Source organism: Allobosea sp. NPDC003192 (assembly GCF_050275675.1).
GTDB lineage: Bacteria > Pseudomonadota > Alphaproteobacteria > Rhizobiales > Beijerinckiaceae > Allobosea.
The window spans coordinates 39,062-56,801 of sequence record NZ_JBNNPK010000003.1 but is presented as its reverse complement, the minus strand read 5'-3'; the positions used below and the strand labels follow the sequence as shown (position 1 = coordinate 56,801).

The window sequence follows — 17,740 nt, the reverse complement described above, 5'->3', positions numbered from 1 at the left end:
GCGGCGACGCTGGAGGCGTCGCCGCAGAGCGCTCAGCGGATGCCCTTGGCCGAGAGGTCGACGACCTGGGCCGCCTTCTCCTTGGTAACGAGGTTCGGGCCGGAGGGGACGTTGCCGCCGGGCACGAGGCCGTATTCGGCGTTGAGCGCCAGGAAGGCGACCGGCAGATAGCCCTGCAGGAACTGCTGCTGGTCGATGCCGAAGGCCGCTTCACCCGCGACGATCGCCTTGAGGAAGTTGGCGGAGAGATCGAAGGTCGCGACGCGGACGCTGGCGATCTTGCCGGCTTCCTTGACGCCCGCCAGGGTGGGCTCGCCGCCGAGCGAGGCGCTCAGCGCCATCACCGTGTCGACGCTGGCATCGGACAGCGCCGCCTTGACCTTGGAGCGGATCTCGGACGGGTCATTCGAGACCGGCAGCACGGTGACCTTGCCCTTGAAGCCCTCGGCAAAACCCTTGCAGCGCAGGTCAAGCGCGACATTGCCGACCTCGTGATTGACGCAGACGCCGACCTTGCCGCCCATGCTGGCGAGCTTCTCGCCGGCGGCCTTGCCGGCATCGAACTCGTCCTGGCCGACATGCAGGAGGGCGCCGAGCTTCTTCGAGACGTCGGAGCCCGAGTTCATCGAGATCACCGGGATGCCGGCGGCGACCGCCTTCTGAATCGACGGGCCGAGCGCCGAGGCGTCGGGGATCGAGACGACGAGGCCGGCCGGCTTCTGGTTCACCGCGGCATCGATCAGCTGGCTCATCGCCACCATGTCGAAGGTCTCCGGGGCGCGGTAGTCGACCGCGACTTTCAGATCGGCCGCCGCCTTGGCGACGCCGTTCTTGACCACCGACCAGAATGGGTCGGCGGCCTGGCCATGGCTGACAACGATGATCCTGGTCTGCTGCGCGACGCTCGGCGTCGCCCCGCCAACCACGATCGCGGCGGCAGCAATCATCCCTGCGAGAAAACGCTTCATCTCATCCTCCCATGCGGGGATGCCCCCGCTTTCGTTGTTCGGTCCGATCGGGCGCGATCGACCGGTTTTCGGGCGATTTGGCCGGCCGCGAAGCGCCGCGGACTGCCTGGGATGGCGAAGGAGGGAGGACGCGCCAGGCGCGGCCACCGACTCTGCGCTTCATTCAAAACGAAACAAAAAAACCGTTTTTAATATTCAATGGAACAATCATTCCATTGCGCATGCACGCCTGTCAAGCGCCTTCTGCGCCGATGACATACCGGAGCGTGTGACGGCCCGTGCCACCCGGACCGGAGAAACCCATCACCAATATCGATTTGCCAGGACCGGTCCGGCGCCTCGATTGTCGCGGATCGAAGCGGCGCGCTCAGCGTCCGGAATCAGGGGAATCTCATGGGCCTGCCAGCGACCGCGCGCATCGATACCGGGCGCTTCTGGACGACGATCGAGCGCTCGGCCGAGATCGGGGTGGGACGGCCGGGCGGCCTGTCGCGGCTGGCGCTCGGCGATGCCGACCGGGAGGTCCGCGACGTCTTCATCGACTGGTGCCGACAGGCCGGCCTCACCGTCCGGATCGACGGAATCGGCAACATCTTCGCGCGCCGGGCCGGGCAGGATGACAGCCTGCCGCCGGTGGTGATGGGCAGCCATCTCGATACGCAGGTGAATGGCGGGCGCTTCGATGGCATCGCCGGCGTGCTGGGCGGGCTGGAGGTCTGCCGCACGCTCGACCAGCTCGGCCATCGCACCAGGCGGCCGATCGAGGTCGTCAACTGGACCAATGAGGAGGGCGGGCGCTTCTCGCCGCCGATGGTCGGCTCGGGCTGCTTCACCGGCGCCTATACGCTCGACTGGGCGCTGGGCCGGCGCGACGATGACGGCAGGACGATCGGCGAGGAGCTCGACCGCATCGGCTATCGCGGTGAGATGGAGGCGGCGCCGCATCCCTTCGACGCCTATGTCGAGTTCCATATCGAGCAAGGGCCGATCCTCGACCGCGAGGGCATGCAGGTCGGCGTCGTCACCGGCGGCTACGCCAGCACCGGCATGCTGGTCGAATTCCGGGGCGAGACCGCCCATACCGGCCCCTGGCCGATGGAGCGGCGCAAAAACGCGCTGATCGCCGGAGCACGCCTGCTGGTCGCGGTCGACGATCTCGGCTGGGAGCATGCCGGCAGTAGCGGCAAGGCGACAGCCTCGCGGCTGGTGGCCTGGCCGAACAAGCCGGGCATCCTCTCCGACTGGGCGCAGGCGACCTGCGATGTCCGCCATGCCGATCCGGAAGCCACCGCCGTGATGGCCGAGCGCGTCCGCCGCGCCGTGCATGAGGCGGCGGCGCGGGCTGATTGCACGGCCGAGATCCTCGATGTCTGGAACTGGGGCGGTAAGGTCTTCGCCGACGAATTGATCGCGCAGGTCCGCTCGACCTCGCTCAGCCTCGGCTACCGCACGTGCGATATCCTCAGCCAGGCCGGGCACGACGCCTATTTCGTCGCCCGCCATGCGCCGACGACGATGATCTTTTCGCCCTGCAAGGGCGGCATCACCCACAACAACGGGGAATTCTGCACGCCGGGCGATCTCGAGCCCGGCCTCAACGTGCTCCTGCACACGGTGGTGGCGCGGGCGGATCGCTGAACTGTCATTGCGAGCGTAGCGAAGCAATCCAGGGGCGGCAGCGTTCGACGCCCCCTAGATTGCTTCGTCGCTTCGCTCCTCGCAATGACGCGTTCAGCCCACCGCGGCGACGCATTCGATCTCGATGTCGAAGGGCAACGGCCAGGGCCGGATCGCGGCGCTGGTCCGGGCCGGGAAGCTGTTGCTGAAATAGGTCCTGTAGACCGCGTTGACCCCGGCCATCAGCGCGGGATCGGTGACGAAGATCGTCGCCTTGATGACGGCGTCGAGCGAGGAGCCACCATGGCGCAGGGTGACTGCCAGCGCCTCCATCGCGGCGCGGGTCTGCGTCTCGATATCGCCGCTGACGATCTCGCCGGTCGTGACATCGATCGGCGGCATGCCGCAGGTGAAGAGCAGGTCGCCGGCACGCGCCAGCGCCGAGGTCGGCGCGCCGAGCCGGCGGATCGCTTCGGAGATGACGGGGACTTCGATGATCTCGCGGCGCATGATCTGATCCATTTTCCCTTATCCGCCTGAATTGGCCGGCTCAGCGGCTCCGCAGCAGGCCGTCGATGCCGGCGGCGCAGAAGCTGGTCAGGCGCTGCAGCAATTGTTCGGCATTCTCGGCCACCGGGACGGACTCGCGCTGCTGGTCGAGCCGCATGGCACGGTCGCCGGCGGCCATCGTCGTGACGAGAGCCCCGACCATGAAGAGGTAGGCGTCAACCAGCGCGCCCTCCGGCGCCTGCGGATAGACCTTGCCCAGCGCCGCGACGAACTGTCGTGCGGTCGGATCGAAGTGCTCAGCGACGACGCCGCGTGCCGCCTCGCGCGGGTCGACCGCCTCGCGGGCGGTCATCATGGCGAAAGCCGCGCCCTGCACCCCTTCGCTGAAGCGCTGACGCACGGATGGGCCGATCAAGGCGGCGACGATCTCGCCGATGTCGAGCACCGGCCGGGCCATGGCCTCGCCGAGCGCCTGCGCGCGCGCCAACGCCAGGGCATGGGCCCGGCGAGCGAAGACGGCGCGGTAGAGCGCCTCCTTCGAGCCGAAATGATAGCTGAGCTGCGAGAGCCGCACGCCCGCCGCGGCCGCGAGATCGCGCATCGAGGCGCCGTCAGCCCCGCCGCGCTCGGCGAAGAGCCGCTCGGCAGCGTCGAGAATGCGGTCGCGCGTCGGCATCGCGGACATCGGGCCCCTCCAGAATCCAGTGATTCCCCTCTTACCAGAAACATGACCTCCTGCTATAGGTCGGACGTTCGTCCAAATTCGAACCGCAGAGAACACATCCTCAAGGGAGGACATACCGGCATGCTGCCAGGCCGCCTCGTCGATCTGTCGATTCCGCTCGAGAACGACGTTCCCGCCGACCCGCCCTTCCAGAAGGTCAGAATCGACTATCGCACGCATCAGGCGACGGCGACGGACATCGCAGCGGCCTTTCCCGGCCTGAAGCCCGAGCAGTTGCCTGATGGCATGGGCTGGGCGGTCGAGCTCGCGACGATCTCGACCCATAACGGCACCCATGTCGACGCGCCCTGGCACTACCACCCGACGCAGGATGGCGGCGCGCCGGCGCTCCGGATCGACGAATGCCCGCTCGACTGGTTCCTGCAACCGGGTGTGAAGCTGGATTTCCGCCATCTGCCGGATGGCCATGTCGTCACCCCCGCCGAGATCGACGCCGAACTCGCGCGCATCGGCCATACCTTGCGCCCGCTGGAGATCGTCGTCGCCAACACGCGGGCCGGTGCCCGCTATGGCGAGGCCGACTACGTCGATTCCGGCTGTGGCTTCGGCCGCGAGGCGACGCTGCACCTGGTGCGGCAGGGCATCAAGGTGGTCGGCACCGATGGCTGGAGCTGGGACGCGCCGTTCAGCCACACCGCCCGCCGCTTTGCCGAAACCGGCGACGCCTCGCTGATCTGGGAGGGCCACAAGGCCGGGCGCGAGGCCGGCTACTGCCAGATCGAGAAGCTGCACAATCTCGAAGCGCTGCCGGCGACCGGCTTCACCATCAGCTGCCTGCCGGTGAAGGTCCGCAACGGCTCGGCCGGCTGGACCCGCGCCGTCGCGATTTTACCAGGCTGACCGGAACGACGAAGGAGAATGCGATGAGCAAGGTCATCATCACCTGCGCCGTCACCGGCGGCATCCATACCCCGACCATGTCGGATCACCTGCCGATCACGCCGGACGAGATCGCCAGCCAGGCGATCGCGGCGGCGGAGGCGGGAGCGGCGATCCTGCACCTGCACGCGCGGGATCCGAAGGACGGCCGGCCGACGCCGGACCCGGCCGTGTTCATGGAGTTCCTGCCGCGGATCAAGCAGGCGACCGATGCCGTCGTGAACATCACCACCGGCGGCGGCCTGACCATGACCGTCGAGGAGCGCCTCGCCGCGCCGCTCAAGGCCGCTCCGGAGATGTGCTCGCTCAATATGGGCTCGATGAACTTCGCGCTGCATCCCCTCGCGGAGAAGTACAGCGACTGGAAGCACCCCTGGGAGCAGCCTTACCTCGCCAACACCAAGGACTTCATCTTCCGCAACACCTTCGGCGACATCGAGCGCATCTATAAGCTGCTCGGCGAGGGCCACGGCACCAAGTTCGAGCATGAATGCTACGATGTCGGCCATCTCTACAATCTCGCCCATTGCCTCGATCGCGGCTGGTTCCGGCCGCCGGTGTTCCTGCAATTGATCTTCGGGATTCTCGGCGGCATCGGCGCCGATCTCGACAATCTGATGTTCATGAAGCGCACTGCCGACAAGCTGTTCGGTCGGGATTATCACTGGTCGGTGCTCGCGGCCGGGCGCCATCAGATGGCCTTCTGCACACAGGCCGCGATGCTGGGCGGCAATGTCCGCGTCGGGCTGGAGGACAGCCTGTTCATCGGCAAGGGCAAGCTCGCCACCTCCAATGCCGAACAGGTCGCCAAGATCCGCCGCATCGTCGAGGAGCTCGGCTACGAGATCGCCACGCCCGAGGAGGCCCGCGCCACGCTCGGCCTCAAGGGCGGCGACCGCGTGAACTTTTGATGTCACGCCGCTCCAACCCGCTCGACGGCTTCGTCATCGATCCGGCTGCCATCACTTATGTCGGCGAGGGCCTGCAGCGGCCGGAATGCATCCTCGCCGAGCGCGACGGCTCGCTCTGGAGCGCCGATGCGCGCGGCGGCATCGTCCATATCCGGCCCGATGGCACGCAGCAGCTGATCACGCAGACGGCGAGCCGCGGCTTTGCCGAAGCGGCCGACGAGGAAGCCCGCTTCGTCTCCGGCACCTTGCCGAACGGCCTCGCCTTCGCAGGCAATGGCGATGTCCTCATCTCGAATTTCGGCACCGACCGACTGGAGGTGATGACGCGTTCGGGCGAGACGCGCGTGCTGGTCGATACGATCGACGGACAGGCGATCGGCAAGGTCAATTTCGTGCTGCGCGACAGCAAGGACCGGATCTGGCTGACGATCTCGACGCGCACGAAGAACTGGATGCGGGCGATGAGCCCCAATGTCCGCGACGGCTATGTCGCGCTCTATGATGGCGGGCGGCTGCGCATCGTCGCGGATGGATTCGCCTTCACCAACGAGATCCGGCTCGATGCCAGCGAGGAATGGCTCTACGTCGCCGAGACCTGCGCCTGCCGGGTGACGCGATTGCGGGTTGGGGCCGATGGAAGCCTGACCGATCGCGAGATTTTCGGCCCGAGCGACCATGGCGCCTTCATCGACGGCATCGCCTTCGACGCCCATGGCAATCTCTGGGGCACGCATGTGATGGTCGATCGGGTCTTCGCGATCACGCCGAAGGGCGATTTGCGCATCCTGCTCGACGACGATCGCGGCAGCGCGGCCGGCAAGGCGCTGATGGCGGCCTTCGCCCGCGACGAGGCGACGCCCGAACTGATGCTCGCCTGCGGCGGGACGATCGCGCCCTGGTTCGCCAGCATCACCTTCGGCGGGCCCGACCTCAGCACCGCCCATATCGGCAGCCTGCGCGGCAGCCGCATCCCCTCATTCAGATCACCAGTCGCCGGCCTGCCGATGGCGCACTGGCACGACCGCTAGCAACGACAAACGACAATCACGGGAGGAATTCACATGAAGGGTCTGGCCTCGGCGCTCGCCATCACCACCGCATTGCTCGGCGCCCTGCCCGCCGCGGCCGAGATCTCGGACGGCGCCGTCAAGATCGGCGTGCTGACCGACATGTCCGGCGTCTATTCCGATATCACCGGCAAGGGCTCGATCACCGCCGCCCGCATGGCGGTCGAGGACTGCCTGAAGGCCGAATGCGCGGGCATGAAGATCGAGGTGGTCTCGGCCGACCACCAGAACAAGGCCGATGTCGGCTCGGCGATCACCCGCGAATGGATCGACCGGCAGGGCGTCGACGTGCTCGCCGACATGTCGAACGCCTCGCTGCAGCTCGCCATCCCGCCGCTGCTGAAGGACAAGAACCGCGTCGGCCTCTTCCCTGGCGGCACGGCCCGCCTGACCGGCGACGCCTGCCAGCCCGACCATGTCGTCCAGTGGATGTGGGACACCTATGTCCAGGTCGCCGGGATCGCCAACCACCTGACCAAGCCCGGCACCAAATGGTATCTGGTCACGGCCGACTATGCGCTCGGCCACCAGCTCGAAGCCGACGCCAAGACCCTCGTCACCGCCAAGGGCGGCAGCTATGTCGGCTCGATCCGGCACGCCTTCCCGGCTGTCGACCTCTCCTCGCAGCTCCTCACGGCGCAGGGTTCGGGCGCCGATCTGATCGCGCTCGCCAATGCCGGTGGCGACACCGTCGCCGGGATCAAGACCGCCCGCGATTTCGGCATCGGCCAGGACAAGCAGAAGCTGGTCGCCTTCTTCCTAACCGCGATGGACGTGAAGAGCGTCGGCCTCGCCTCGGCGCAGGGCACGATCCTGACCGAAGGCTTCTATTGGAACATCGACGAGCGCACCCGCGCCTTCTCCGAGCGCTTCAAGGCGGCGCATGGCGCGGTGCCTTCGGCGATCCAGGCCGGCGTCTATTCCTCGGTCCGGCACTATCTCAAGGCGGTCGCCGCGGCGAAATCGGACGAGGCCAAGACGGTGATCGCCAAGATGCGTGAGCTGCCGATCGAGGACGAGGTCGTGCGCAACGCCAAGCTGCGCGAGGACGGGCGCATGGTCCACGACTTCTACGTCTTCCAAGTCAAGAAGCCGGCGGAATCGAAGGGCGAATGGGACCTCTACGACCTCGTCGCCACCATCCCTGGCGACCAGGCCTTCCGCCCGCTGGCCCAGAGCGCCTGCCCGGCGATCAAGAAGTAGCCGCGCGCCTCAAGCGACGCGGCGCAGCTCCTCTTGCGTCACGCCGAGGCTGGTGAGCAATTCGCTACGCACCTCGGCGAAGCGGCGCTGCCGCGGCCCCGTCTCGGAGGGCAGATCGACCTTGAGATCGACGACGAAGCGGCCCTGATCGAGCACCAGCACCCGCTGGGCGAGATGAATCGCTTCGTCGACGTCATGGGTGACGAGCAGCACCGCCGGACGATGGCGGGCGCAGAGGTCGAGCAAGAGCGCCTGCATGCGCAGGCGGGTCAGCGCATCGAGCGCACCGAAGGGCTCGTCAAGCAGCAGGAGTTCGGGTTCACGCACCAGCGAGCGGGCCAGCGCGGCACGCTGCTGCTCGCCGCCGGAGAGCTGCATCGGCCAGGCTTTGGCCCGTGCCGTCAGCTCGACTTCGGCGAGGGCATGCAGAGCGCGCTCACGTGGTGTCTGCCCGTTCAGCCCGAGCGAGACATTGTCGACGACCGTCTTCCAGGGCAGCAGGCGCGCATCCTGGAAGACGACCGAGACCGCGTCGGGCGTGCCGAGCCGGCCGGAGCCGGGCACGCCATGGTCGAGCCCGGCGAGCGCCCGCAGGAAGGTGCTCTTGCCCGAGCCCGAGCGGCCGAGCAGGGCGACGAACTCGCCGCGGCCGATGTCGAGATCGACATTGTCGATGATGGTACGCTCGCCATAGCGGCGGGTCAGGCCGCGGACAGCGACGACGGGCGGCGGGATCAGTCGGCCAGAATCTTGCGCCATGGCAGAGCCTTTCGGGTGATGAAGCGGACGAGCCAATCCGAGCTCAGGCCGAGCGCGGCATAGACGGCCAGGCAAAGGATGATGACCTCGGTCTGGCCATAGGTGCGGGCGAGGTTGATCATGTAGCCGAGGCCGCTGGTGGCGTTGACCTGCTCGACCACGACGAGGGCAAGCCAGGAATAGGTGACGCCGAAGCGCAGGCCGAGCAGGAAGCCAGGCAGCGCCGCCGGCAGCACGACATGGCGCAGGAACTGGCCGTTGGAGAGGTCGAGCGTCTCGGCCAGCTCGATGAAGCGGGCATCGGTGGAGCGCAGGCCGTCATGGGTCTGGATATAGATCGGCGCGAAGGTGATCAGCGCGATCGTCAGGATCTTCATGCCCTCGCCGATGCCGAACCAGAGCATCAGCAGCGGAATCAGCGCCAAAGCCGGAATGGCGCGCTTGATCTGGATCGGACCGTCGACGAGGTATTCGCCGATGCGGCTGAGGCCGGCGATAACGCCGAGCGAGGCGCCGGCGACGATGCCCCAGAACAGCCCCCAGAAGGAGCGCTGGAACGAGGTCCAGAGGTTCTCCTGCAGGCGCCCGTCCTGGATCAGCTCCCAGCCGGTGGTCGCCACCGTCCAGGGTGCCGAGAGGATCCGGTCGTCAATAAAGCCGGTCGCCGCGCCGATGCTCCAGAGGATCAGCAGAAGGACCGGGCCGAGCGCGGCGCCATAGCGGATCGGCCGGCCCGGTCCGAGCTTGCGGCGTCGGCGGGGCTTCTCGGCCGTGCCGGCTGGCTGGCTGCGGGCGAGCTTGAGCCAGCTCGGGTCGAGGGCGCCCTGCCCGCCGGTGAGCGAGAGATCAGCCATGGTTCATTCTCCCTGATAGGCCGCGCCGGCGACCTGCTCGAAGCGCCGGTCGAACAGTGTCGCGGCCTTCAACACCGGCTTCTTCAGCTCGGCGGCGAGCAGATCGATGGTCTCCTGCTGGCGCTCGATCGCCCCGTTCCAGTCGAGCGGCACATCGGGATCGCCGTTGGATTCGACCAGGAAGCGGCCGGAATCGGCTTTCAGCCCTTGATCCTTGACATAATAGCCCTTGATCCACTCCTCCGGATGGGTCTCGACCCATTTGGTGGCGCGGCCCCAGGCCTGGACATAGGCGCGGATCGCCGCCGCCTTGCCGGGGTCCTCCAGCGAGGACTTCACGACATAGAGATAAGCCGGATCGTCGCGCAGGCCGTGCGGCAGGGCCTTGGCGCCGTCGCGCGCATAGTTCTGGACGAAGCGCTGCTTGTTCGCCTCGGCGATCGGCGCGGCGTCGACGAGCTTGCTGGCGAGCGCGTTGACATAGGCATCGCCGACACTCGGCAGTTCGACGAGCTGGACTTCGTCATGTCGGAGGTTGAGCTTCTTCAGCACGCGCAGCACCAGCGCGCCCTGGGCCTGGCCGGGGCTGAAGGCGATCTTGCGACCCTTGATGTCCTCGAGCCTGGCGATGCCGGAGCCCGGCGCCGTCGCGATCACATAGATCGGATGGCCGATCGGATCGCGCCGGAACTTGGCGGCGACGATCCTGACCTCGAGACCGGTCCATTGCGCGTGGACCGGCGGGATGTCGGCGACCGCGCCGATGTCGAGCGCCTTGGCCCGAAACGCCTCGATCGTCTGCGGACCGCCGGAGATATTGGCCCATTCGACCTTGAAGGGCAGCTTGGCGAGCTCGCCCGACAGGGTGAGCGCGACGCGCGTCTGTGGATCGCCGATCACCAGGGTCGTGCCCGGCGGAACGCGCTCGGGAAGCGGTGCGCTCTCCGGCAAGGGCTGGGCCGCAGCAGCGCCGGCCAGCAGGGCAGCGGCGAGTGGCAGAAGATAGGTCAGCTTCATCTGGTGTCCTCGATGGGCATGCGTCCTCGTCCACGGGCTAAGCCCGCGTCGCCTCACGCATGGGGAAGGTCGGTGCGAAGCCCGGCGCTTCAGGCGCTCTTGCGCTGCTCTGCGGCGAAGAGGCTGTCCGGACGCGGCAGCCCGTAATGGTCGCGCAGCGTCGTGCCGGAATAATCCTGCCTGAACAGGCCGCGCTTGCGCAGGATCGGCACGACTTCGGCGACGAAGCTGTCGAAGCCGCCGGTGAGATAGGGCGGCATGACGTTGAAGCCGTCGGCCGCGCCCTGCTCGAACCAGGTCTGGATCTCGTTCGCGACATGCTCGGGCGTGCCGACGACGACGCGATGGCCGCGTGCGCCGGCAAGACGCCGGATCAGCTGGCGGATCGTCGGATTCTCGCGGTCGACGATATCGACGACGAGCTGGAAGCGACTCGCCAGCCCCTTCGGCCCGTTGGTGTCGATGATATGGCGTGGCACGGGCCCGTCGAGGTCGTAGCCGCTGAGGTCGACACCGATCATGCGCTTGAGCTGGTCGAGCGAGGCCGCAGGCTGGATCAGATCGTCGATCTCCTCCTCCAGCCGTTTCGCCTCGGCCTCCGTCGAGCCGAGGAAGGGACTGATGCCCGGCAGGATGCGCAGATGGTTCGGCCGGCGGCCGAGCGCCGCCGCACGGGTCTTGATGTCGGAATAGAACTCCTGCGCGCTGGCCAGTGTCTGGTGGGCGGTGAAGATCGCCTCGGCGAACTGGGCCGCGAAGAAGCGGCCATCCTCCGAGGAACCGGCCTGGACATAGACCGGCCGGCCCTGCGGCGAGCGCGAGACGTTGAGCGGCCCACGCACCCGGTAATGCTTGCCGGCATGGTCGATGCGATGGACCTTGTCGGCATCGGCGAAGACCCCGCTTTTGGGGTCGGCGACGAGCGCATCATCCTCCCAGCTGTCCCAAAGCTTGGTGACGACATCCAGGAACTCGCGGGCTTTCTCATAGCGCTCGCCATGCGGCGGATGCTCGGACAGGCCGAAATTCTGGGCGGCCCCGGCATCGCTCGTCGTGACGATGTTCCAGCCGGCGCGGCCGCCGCTGATATGGTCGAGCGAGGCGAAAAGGCGGGCGAGGTTGTAGGGCTCGTTATAGGTGGTCGAGGCCGTGCCGATCAGGCCGATCTTTTCGGTGGCAGCGGCTATGGCGGTCAGCCAAGTCACCGGCTCCAGGCGAACGCGGGACGAATAACGGACGTTCTCCGCCAAGGACGGCCCGTCGGCGAGGAAGACTGCATCGAACTTCGCAGCCTCGGCCTTTCGCGCCAGCTCCTGATAGTAGCGGATGTCGAGCACCCGCTCCGGTTCCGACTCCTCGTAGCGCCAGGCCGCCTCATGATGACCGCCGGGATAGATGAACAGGTTGAGCGTGAGCTGGCGGCCGGCTTTGGACATCGCGCACCTCGCATTGAGCGAATGGTTTGACGGGGAGCGGACCCCGCGCCCTCTGTCTTTCACGATGACGGTCAGCGTAGCCGATGGTCAAGAGAAGTGTTTTTTAAAAAGAACGGCCTGATCAGGAGATTATTATACGGATAATTCCATGATCAATTGACGAACATCTAGGCGTCATTCGAAATAAAAAACTGAATGCCACTCCTTCCTTGGGATGATCACCTCCGACTGCACGAGACACCCAAAAGGACCTTCCCATTTCAAACCCGCACGCGCCCTAAACGCAGAGCGACTGCGGCCGCCAGCAGGCGCGTGTGGCAGGCCTATTCGATGACATCGACGATCAGCACGTACTGACAGCCGCGCAGCTGCTGGTCCTGCTGCTCGACCTTGGCAGGGCCGCGTCGGTCAAGCCGTCGATGACCTGGATCCTATCCTCCGATCAGAACGAGTTCGGCGACAACCGCACGAAGAATTCGCGGGAACCCGGCAGCAACGAACCACCTTCGCCGGGGGGTGCCGCTCGATAGGAACCTTCCACTCGTTAGAGTAGTTTTCCTTTTTCCTGCTACAGCCGATCGTCTAACGTAGAGGCAATGGAGATCATGAGTGATGGCAGCTAGGCCATCGTCATCGACTTGGGACGAAAATGGCCGTGAGGCGAGGATTGCTCGACGTATACGACGAGGACCGCGTGTCGGTCATCAGTCAGAACCTTGCCGCGGCCATCGATGCCGCGACCTTTGGCGAGGGCTCATGGGACCAGGTGCCGGCACTCCTGAGTGAGGCCTTCCCCGGCTCCTGGGGCGGGCTCGCCAATATGAACTTCCCCGAAAGCCGTCTCAACTTTCTATCGCTCCAGAACATGGAGCCGGCCTTCGTGACCGCCTATGCGGAGCATTTCGCCCATATCAATCCGTGGAACAGCTATTGGGGCAGCCTGAAGGGCACCATGATCGGCGCCTCGGAGGAGGTCTGCCCCGCAAGCACCTTCATCAACACGGAATTCTACAATGACTGGCTGCTGCCTCAGGGCCGTGCAGTGGCCGCCGCCGGCATGAAGGTCGTCGGCGAGAGCGACGAGGCCGTGAATCTGCTCCTGCACTACCCGCTGTCGAGATCCGGCATCTACGACCGGGCGGCTGTGGAAATCCTGACCAATATCCGCGGCAATTTCGAGCGCTCTATCAATCTCGCCCGCCTTCTGCGCTCCGACGTGGAAACGGCGGTCGCCAAGGCCGCTTTGGTCGAGCGCAGCCGGTGCGCGGCTTTCGTCGTCGGCGGTAACCGGCGCGTGCGCGACGCCAATCTCCTCGCCGAGCGGCTCTTCGTCTCGGGGCAATGCGTCACCGTTCGCCACGGGCGCTGCCATCTTGCGGATGCGACGGCGGACACCCGCTTCGCAGCAGCGCTGGACCTGCTGTCCCAGGGTAAGCCCACCACCGTCTCGCGCATCGGCTTCCGCACCGCCGCTGGCGCATGGCAGGTATCGCTCGCCGCGCTCCCGATAGCTCAGCCACCGGCCGGAGGTCGCCTTATCCTGCTCCCACCCGAGCGGCTGATCCTGGTGCAGATCCTCGAGCTCGGCTCCAAGGGATTGCATGCCGGCGATCTGGCGCCTCTCGCCCCCGCCTTCGGCCTGACACCTTCGGAGATAGCGCTCTGCCGACGCTTGCTGCTGGGCGAGTCGGTCGTCGATGCGGCAGAGCAGCTCGGCATCACCCAGGAAACCGTCAGGACGAGACTGAAGACGATCTTCCAGAAGACGGGAACGTCGCGGCAGGCGGAGCTGATGCTGCTCCTGGTCAGCGCGAGCTGATCCGCCGGGCCGCTTCCGGCAGATGGGTCCTGTCCCAGCACCGCAGTGCTGATCCGCCACATCAGTAAACCAGCAATTTAAGGGAGAGAGATTTGGTGGAGCCAGGCGGAATCGAACCGCCGACCTCTTGAATGCCATTCAAGCGCTCTCCCAACTGAGCTATGGCCCCACTTTGCCGACCTTCTTGGGGAAAGGCCGGGAAATCGTCGCAGTCCGAAGGCTCTTTCGAGCCGGTCCGCGCTCGTCGCCGCAGCGACGAAGCGCTCTATAGGCAAGCTTGCGCCAAGACACAAGCACTGATGTCACGTTCTTGTCGCGCTTTTTTCAGCAGCGCGATTTGACGTGATCCTGGCGCGGCTCAGGCGTCCTCGTCGCCCTCGATGTCGCCATCGATCAGATCGGAGACGTCGTCGTCGCCTTCCTCGTCCTCTTCCAGGAAGGTGTCGTCGTCGTCACCGGCGGCGCCGTCATCCTCGATCTCGATGTCGTCGTCGCTGGTGACCACCGGCTCCTTCTCGGCAGCCTCGGCATCGGCATCGTCGAGCGAGACGAGCTCGACCGCGCCGTCGGCGGCCTCCGTCTCGTCCTCGTCATCCGCCGGCTTGGGTGCCGGGGCGGCAGCCTTGGCCTGCGGCTCGAACAGCGAGCGCGGATAGGACTGGCCGGTATAGGGCGAGACGATCGGATCCTTGTCGAGATCGTAGAATTTGCGGCCCGTGACCGGGCAAACGCGCTTGGTACCAAGTTCCGGTTTCGCCACGGCGTCGGACCTTCAAGTTCGGACAGGGTTCGTAAAAAGCAGGGGCGTCCGTTAGTCGGGCGAAGCGTCGCTGTCAAATATTGATTTGGCTTCGGCGCAAACCGATGACGCCGGGCGCAAAACCGCTTCGCATCGGCACGCTCGGTGCTTTAGAACTCTGCCTTCACCAGAGTACTGACGAAAGACAGGAATCGTGCCCTCGACCCAGCCCTCCGCCTCCCCGATCCAGCAGGCTGGCCGGCTGGTGATCGCCGTCGACGGGCCGGCCGCTTCCGGCAAGGGCACGCTGGCGCGGCGGCTCGCCGCCTATTACGGGCTGCCCTATCTCGACACCGGGCTGCTCTACCGCATGGTCGCGCGCACCATGCTCGACGCCGGCGAACCGCTCGACGACGCCGAAGCCGCCGCCGCCAGCGCCGCCGGCTTCGACGATGCGGCAATCGACGAATCGCGGCTGCGCGGCCGCGAGATCGGCGAGGCGGCCTCGGTAGTGGCGGCGATTCCCGCCGTCCGCCGCGCCCTGATCGACCGGCAGCGCCGCTTCGCCGCAGCAGCGGCCGGGGCCGTGCTCGACGGGCGCGACATCGGCACGGTGATCTGCCCGGACGCGATGGTGAAGCTCTTCGTCACCGCGACGCCGGAAGTGCGCGCCGCGCGCCGGCACAAGGAACTGGCGGGACGCGGCGAGACCACGACCTTCGATGGCATCCTGGCCGATATCCGCCGGCGCGACGCCAGGGATTCGGGTCGCGGCGACGCGCCCCTGAAGGCAGCGGAGGACGCTGTCCTGCTCGACACATCGGCGCTCGGCGTCGAGGAGGCCTTCCAGGCGGCGCTCGCGATCGTCGAGAGGCGCAAGCGCAGCTAGCCCGTGCGAGGTACCGGCACGTGCGGACCGATGCCCATTTTTCCGGCTGACACTCGCGTTTTCGTGCTTTGCGCGAATCAAAAGCAGGCGCAGACTTTGACGACATTCGTTTGAAGCCTGCCTTCGCCCGGAACCCGTCTTCTTTCGGCGTCACGCTTCGACGACAGATGACGGAGGTTTCGATGCGGCCCTGGCTGTTCGGTCTCTTGAGTCTCGCCGCCGCCGGTTTCTGGCCGGCATCGGCGCCACATGCGCAGCAAGCGAGCGCGCCGCCCGAAGAGGTCGATGTCGCCCTGGTGCTGGCGGTCGACGTCTCCTATTCGATGGATCTCGACGAGCTCGCCCTGCAGCGCAACGGCTATATCGAGGCGTTCCGCTCGAAGCAGCTGCACGAAGCCATCGCCAAAGGCGCGATCGGCAAGATCGCCGTCACCTATTTCGAATGGGCGGGCGGCGACTTCCAGCACATCGTCAGGCCCTGGACCATCATCGAGACCCCGCAATCAGCGATCGCCTTCGCCGAGGAACTCGGCGAGGCGCCGACCCGGCGCGGCCGGCGGACCTCGATCTCCGGCGCGATCGATCTCGCCGTCTCGCTGCTCGAGGCGAGCAACGTCACGCCGATGCGCCGCGTCATCGACATCTCCGGCGACGGCGCCAACAATGACGGCCGCCCGGTGACGGTCGCGCGCGATGCCGCCCGCGACAAGGGCATCGCCATCAACGGCCTGCCGGTGATGCTGAAGCAGGCGAGCTATTTCGACATCGACAATCTCGACGTCTATTACGAGGACTGCGTCGTCACCGGCATCGGCGCCTTCGTCATCCCGATCCGCGAACGCCATCAGTTCGTCGACGCGACGCGGACCAAGCTGGTGCGCGAGATCGCCGAGCTGCCAGCCGATCCCGAAGCCCTGATCCAGAAGGCGCAGGCCAAAGCGCCGCGCGTCTCCTGCATGCAGGGCGAGCGGCAATGGCGCGACCGGATGGGGAACTGAACAGTTCCGTCAGACCTTGCCAGCGCGGATCTGGGCGCTTGCGTGGAAGAGGATCAGCGTCGCGACGCCGATCACCGACATCACGGCAGGCAAGGGCAGCGCGCTGCCCTTGAGCAGATGGCCGACGAGCAGGCCGACGCAGGCCGCGAGCAACATCTGGCACAGACCGGTCAGGGACGAGGCCGCGCCGGCCCGTTCGGGAAAAGGCATCATCGCCGAGGCCTGCGCCTGCGGCATGGTCAGGCCGACGCCGCAGGCATAGAGCGCCATCGGCCCGACGACACCAGCCGCTCCGCCGAAGCCGGTGGCGACACCGGCCAGCATGGTGAGGCCGCCGGCGGCGAGGCAGGCGACGCCGAGCGCGATCACGCCGTCGAGGCCGCGACGGCCAACCAGGCGCTGCGCGATGATCGTGCCGAGGATGAAGCCGAGCACGGCACAGCCGAAGGAGAGCCCGTAGGCCGGTGCCGTCAGGCCGTAGACCCCCATCAGCACGAAGGACGAGCCGGAGATGAAGGCGAACAGCCCGGCATAGGCGAGCGCGGTCAGCGCGACATAGACGCGGTAGGCGCGGTTTCGCAGCAGCAGTCGATAGCCGCGCAGGATCGCCGGCAGCGACAGGCCGTCCGGCGAGCGCTGGCGCAGCGTCTCCGGCATGATCGTCACGATGACGGCGAGCATGGCGAGCGCGAAGACGAGCGAGGCCAGGAAGGTCGAGCGCCAGCCGAAGGCGTTCTGAAGCAGGCCACCGAGCACCGGTGCGATCGCCGGCACCAGCCCCATGATCATGCCCATGCGGGCGAGCTCGCGGCCGGCGCGCGGCCCGTCATAGAGATCGCGCACCATGGCGCGGCCGAGCACGATCGGACCCGATGCGCCGAGCGCCTGGGCGAAGCGGGCGCCGATCAGCGCCTCGATCGAGGGCGCGAAGGCACAGGCGAGCGTGGTCGCGATGAACAGGCCGAGGCCAATGATCAGCACCGGCTTGCGGCCGAGCCGGTCGGAGAGCGGGCCCCAGATGATCTGGCCGGCGGCATAACCGAACAGGAAGGCCGAGAGCGTCGCCTGCGCGCCGGCGAAATCCGTCCCCATCACCCGCGCGATCTCGGGCAGTGAGGGCAGATAGAAGTCCGTCGAGAGCGGGCCGAGCGCCGTCAGCATGGCGAGGACGGCGGTCATCGCCAGCGTGTCGGGGCGCAGGGGCATGCGAGGAATCTCTGATCGGTCGCCGCGATTTAGACCATGTCCGTTCGCGACGAAACTACACCGTCATTGCGAGGAGCGAAGCGACGAAGCAATCCAGGAGGACGTAGAGCGCCGTCGCCCCTG

17 protein-coding genes and 1 tRNA gene are annotated in these 17,740 nt (G+C 66.8%); 8 read left to right on the top strand and 10 right to left on the bottom strand.

What is annotated here, in order from left to right; all coding sequences use genetic code 11:
- Positions 1–32: 32 nt before the first annotated feature.
- Complete coding sequence (locus tag ACQKLX_RS05435) at positions 33–968, bottom strand: sugar ABC transporter substrate-binding protein (protein ID WP_427360194.1); 936 nt, start codon at positions 966–968, stop codon at positions 33–35.
- Positions 969–1,361: 393 nt separating this feature from the next.
- Between ACQKLX_RS05435 and ACQKLX_RS05430 the strand changes: the two genes are divergently transcribed.
- Positions 1,362–2,606, top strand: a complete 1,245-nt coding sequence (locus tag ACQKLX_RS05430; protein ID WP_427360192.1) for a Zn-dependent hydrolase — start codon at positions 1,362–1,364, stop codon at positions 2,604–2,606.
- Between the two features lie 93 nt (positions 2,607–2,699).
- On the opposite strand, the gene ACQKLX_RS05425 is transcribed toward ACQKLX_RS05430, so the two are convergent.
- Positions 2,700–3,095 (bottom strand): RidA family protein, encoded by a 396-nt coding sequence (locus ACQKLX_RS05425; protein WP_427360677.1) that lies wholly within the window; start codon positions 3,093–3,095, stop codon positions 2,700–2,702.
- A gap of 40 nt (positions 3,096–3,135) precedes the next feature.
- Positions 3,136–3,780, bottom strand: coding sequence for a TetR/AcrR family transcriptional regulator (locus ACQKLX_RS05420; protein WP_427360190.1), 645 nt, complete (start codon positions 3,778–3,780; stop codon positions 3,136–3,138).
- Between the two features lie 123 nt (positions 3,781–3,903).
- Between ACQKLX_RS05420 and ACQKLX_RS05415 the strand changes: the two genes are divergently transcribed.
- Genes ACQKLX_RS05415 through ACQKLX_RS05400 form a run of 4 tightly spaced genes read left to right on the top strand, consistent with a single transcriptional unit; the run spans position 3,904 to position 7,900 of the window.
- Positions 3,904–4,680: a cyclase family protein gene (locus ACQKLX_RS05415; protein WP_427360675.1), complete on the top strand. Its 777-nt coding sequence runs from the start codon at positions 3,904–3,906 to the stop codon at positions 4,678–4,680.
- Between the two features lie 23 nt (positions 4,681–4,703).
- Positions 4,704–5,630 (top strand): 3,5-dioxohexanoate:acetyl-CoA acetone transferase, encoded by a 927-nt coding sequence (gene kce / locus ACQKLX_RS05410; RefSeq protein WP_427360188.1) that lies wholly within the window; start codon positions 4,704–4,706, stop codon positions 5,628–5,630.
- A complete protein-coding gene (locus tag ACQKLX_RS05405; protein ID WP_427360186.1) occupies positions 5,630–6,658 on the top strand; it encodes an SMP-30/gluconolactonase/LRE family protein in 1,029 nt (342 codons plus the stop codon). The genes kce and ACQKLX_RS05405 overlap by 1 nt, the downstream gene beginning before the upstream one ends.
- 33 nt (positions 6,659–6,691) lie before the next feature.
- Positions 6,692–7,900 carry an ABC transporter substrate-binding protein gene (locus ACQKLX_RS05400; protein ID WP_427360184.1) on the top strand — a complete coding sequence of 403 codons (1,209 nt, stop codon included), beginning with the start codon at positions 6,692–6,694 and terminating at the stop codon, positions 7,898–7,900.
- A gap of 9 nt (positions 7,901–7,909) precedes the next feature.
- On the opposite strand, the gene ACQKLX_RS05395 is transcribed toward ACQKLX_RS05400, so the two are convergent.
- From ACQKLX_RS05395 to ACQKLX_RS05380, 4 genes are all read right to left on the bottom strand, one after another.
- Positions 7,910–8,659, bottom strand: a complete 750-nt coding sequence (locus ACQKLX_RS05395) for an ABC transporter ATP-binding protein (protein ID WP_427360183.1) — start codon at positions 8,657–8,659, stop codon at positions 7,910–7,912.
- Complete coding sequence (locus ACQKLX_RS05390; RefSeq protein WP_427360181.1) at positions 8,635–9,513, bottom strand: ABC transporter permease; 879 nt, start codon at positions 9,511–9,513, stop codon at positions 8,635–8,637. The genes ACQKLX_RS05395 and ACQKLX_RS05390 overlap by 25 nt, the downstream gene beginning before the upstream one ends.
- A 3-nt stretch (positions 9,514–9,516) precedes the next feature.
- On the bottom strand, positions 9,517–10,530 hold the full coding sequence (locus ACQKLX_RS05385; RefSeq protein WP_427360179.1) for an ABC transporter substrate-binding protein: 1,014 nt from the start codon (positions 10,528–10,530) through the stop codon (positions 9,517–9,519).
- 89 nt (positions 10,531–10,619) lie between these two features.
- On the bottom strand, positions 10,620–11,966 hold the full coding sequence (locus ACQKLX_RS05380; protein WP_427360177.1) for an LLM class flavin-dependent oxidoreductase: 1,347 nt from the start codon (positions 11,964–11,966) through the stop codon (positions 10,620–10,622).
- A gap of 694 nt (positions 11,967–12,660) precedes the next feature.
- Between ACQKLX_RS05380 and ACQKLX_RS05375 the strand changes: the two genes are divergently transcribed.
- Positions 12,661–13,785 carry a helix-turn-helix transcriptional regulator gene (locus ACQKLX_RS05375; protein WP_427360175.1) on the top strand — a complete coding sequence of 375 codons (1,125 nt, stop codon included), beginning with the start codon at positions 12,661–12,663 and terminating at the stop codon, positions 13,783–13,785.
- A 93-nt stretch (positions 13,786–13,878) separates the two neighbouring features.
- Here the strand turns inward: ACQKLX_RS05375 and ACQKLX_RS05370 are convergent.
- Positions 13,879–13,954: transfer RNA gene (locus tag ACQKLX_RS05370), tRNA-Ala, on the bottom strand.
- 189 nt (positions 13,955–14,143) lie between these two features.
- On the bottom strand, positions 14,144–14,545 hold the full coding sequence (locus tag ACQKLX_RS05365; protein ID WP_427360173.1) for a TIGR02300 family protein: 402 nt from the start codon (positions 14,543–14,545) through the stop codon (positions 14,144–14,146).
- 241 nt (positions 14,546–14,786) lie between these two features.
- Between ACQKLX_RS05365 and cmk the strand changes: the two genes are divergently transcribed.
- Together cmk and ACQKLX_RS05355 are read left to right on the top strand one after the other, a co-directional pair.
- Positions 14,787–15,413: a (d)CMP kinase gene (cmk, locus tag ACQKLX_RS05360; protein ID WP_427360674.1), complete on the top strand. Its 627-nt coding sequence runs from the start codon at positions 14,787–14,789 to the stop codon at positions 15,411–15,413.
- A gap of 182 nt (positions 15,414–15,595) precedes the next feature.
- Positions 15,596–16,411: a DUF1194 domain-containing protein gene (locus ACQKLX_RS05355; RefSeq protein WP_427360171.1), complete on the top strand. Its 816-nt coding sequence runs from the start codon at positions 15,596–15,598 to the stop codon at positions 16,409–16,411.
- A 9-nt stretch (positions 16,412–16,420) separates the two neighbouring features.
- Here the strand turns inward: ACQKLX_RS05355 and ACQKLX_RS05350 are convergent, their stop codons facing one another.
- Positions 16,421–17,617: a multidrug effflux MFS transporter gene (locus tag ACQKLX_RS05350; protein ID WP_427360169.1), complete on the bottom strand. Its 1,197-nt coding sequence runs from the start codon at positions 17,615–17,617 to the stop codon at positions 16,421–16,423.
- Positions 17,618–17,740: the final 123 nt, after the last annotated feature.

Coding starts and splice junctions, on each gene's coding strand:
- ACQKLX_RS05435 (WP_427360194.1), bottom strand. CDS start 968: ATGAAGCGTTTTCTCGCAGGGATGATTGCTGCCGCCGCGATCGTGGTT.
- ACQKLX_RS05430 (WP_427360192.1), top strand. CDS start 1,362: ATGGGCCTGCCAGCGACCGCGCGCATCGATACCGGGCGCTTCTGGACG.
- ACQKLX_RS05425 (WP_427360677.1), bottom strand. CDS start 3,095: ATGCGCCGCGAGATCATCGAAGTCCCCGTCATCTCCGAAGCGATCCGC.
- ACQKLX_RS05420 (WP_427360190.1), bottom strand. CDS start 3,780: ATGTCCGCGATGCCGACGCGCGACCGCATTCTCGACGCTGCCGAGCGG.
- kce (WP_427360188.1), top strand. CDS start 4,704: ATGAGCAAGGTCATCATCACCTGCGCCGTCACCGGCGGCATCCATACC.
- ACQKLX_RS05405 (WP_427360186.1), top strand. CDS start 5,630: ATGTCACGCCGCTCCAACCCGCTCGACGGCTTCGTCATCGATCCGGCT.
- ACQKLX_RS05400 (WP_427360184.1), top strand. CDS start 6,692: ATGAAGGGTCTGGCCTCGGCGCTCGCCATCACCACCGCATTGCTCGGC.
- ACQKLX_RS05395 (WP_427360183.1), bottom strand. CDS start 8,659: ATGGCGCAAGATTCTGGCCGACTGATCCCGCCGCCCGTCGTCGCTGTC.
- ACQKLX_RS05390 (WP_427360181.1), bottom strand. CDS start 9,513: ATGGCTGATCTCTCGCTCACCGGCGGGCAGGGCGCCCTCGACCCGAGC.
- ACQKLX_RS05385 (WP_427360179.1), bottom strand. CDS start 10,530: ATGAAGCTGACCTATCTTCTGCCACTCGCCGCTGCCCTGCTGGCCGGC.
- ACQKLX_RS05380 (WP_427360177.1), bottom strand. CDS start 11,966: ATGTCCAAAGCCGGCCGCCAGCTCACGCTCAACCTGTTCATCTATCCC.
- ACQKLX_RS05355 (WP_427360171.1), top strand. CDS start 15,596: ATGCGGCCCTGGCTGTTCGGTCTCTTGAGTCTCGCCGCCGCCGGTTTC.
- ACQKLX_RS05350 (WP_427360169.1), bottom strand. CDS start 17,617: ATGCCCCTGCGCCCCGACACGCTGGCGATGACCGCCGTCCTCGCCATG.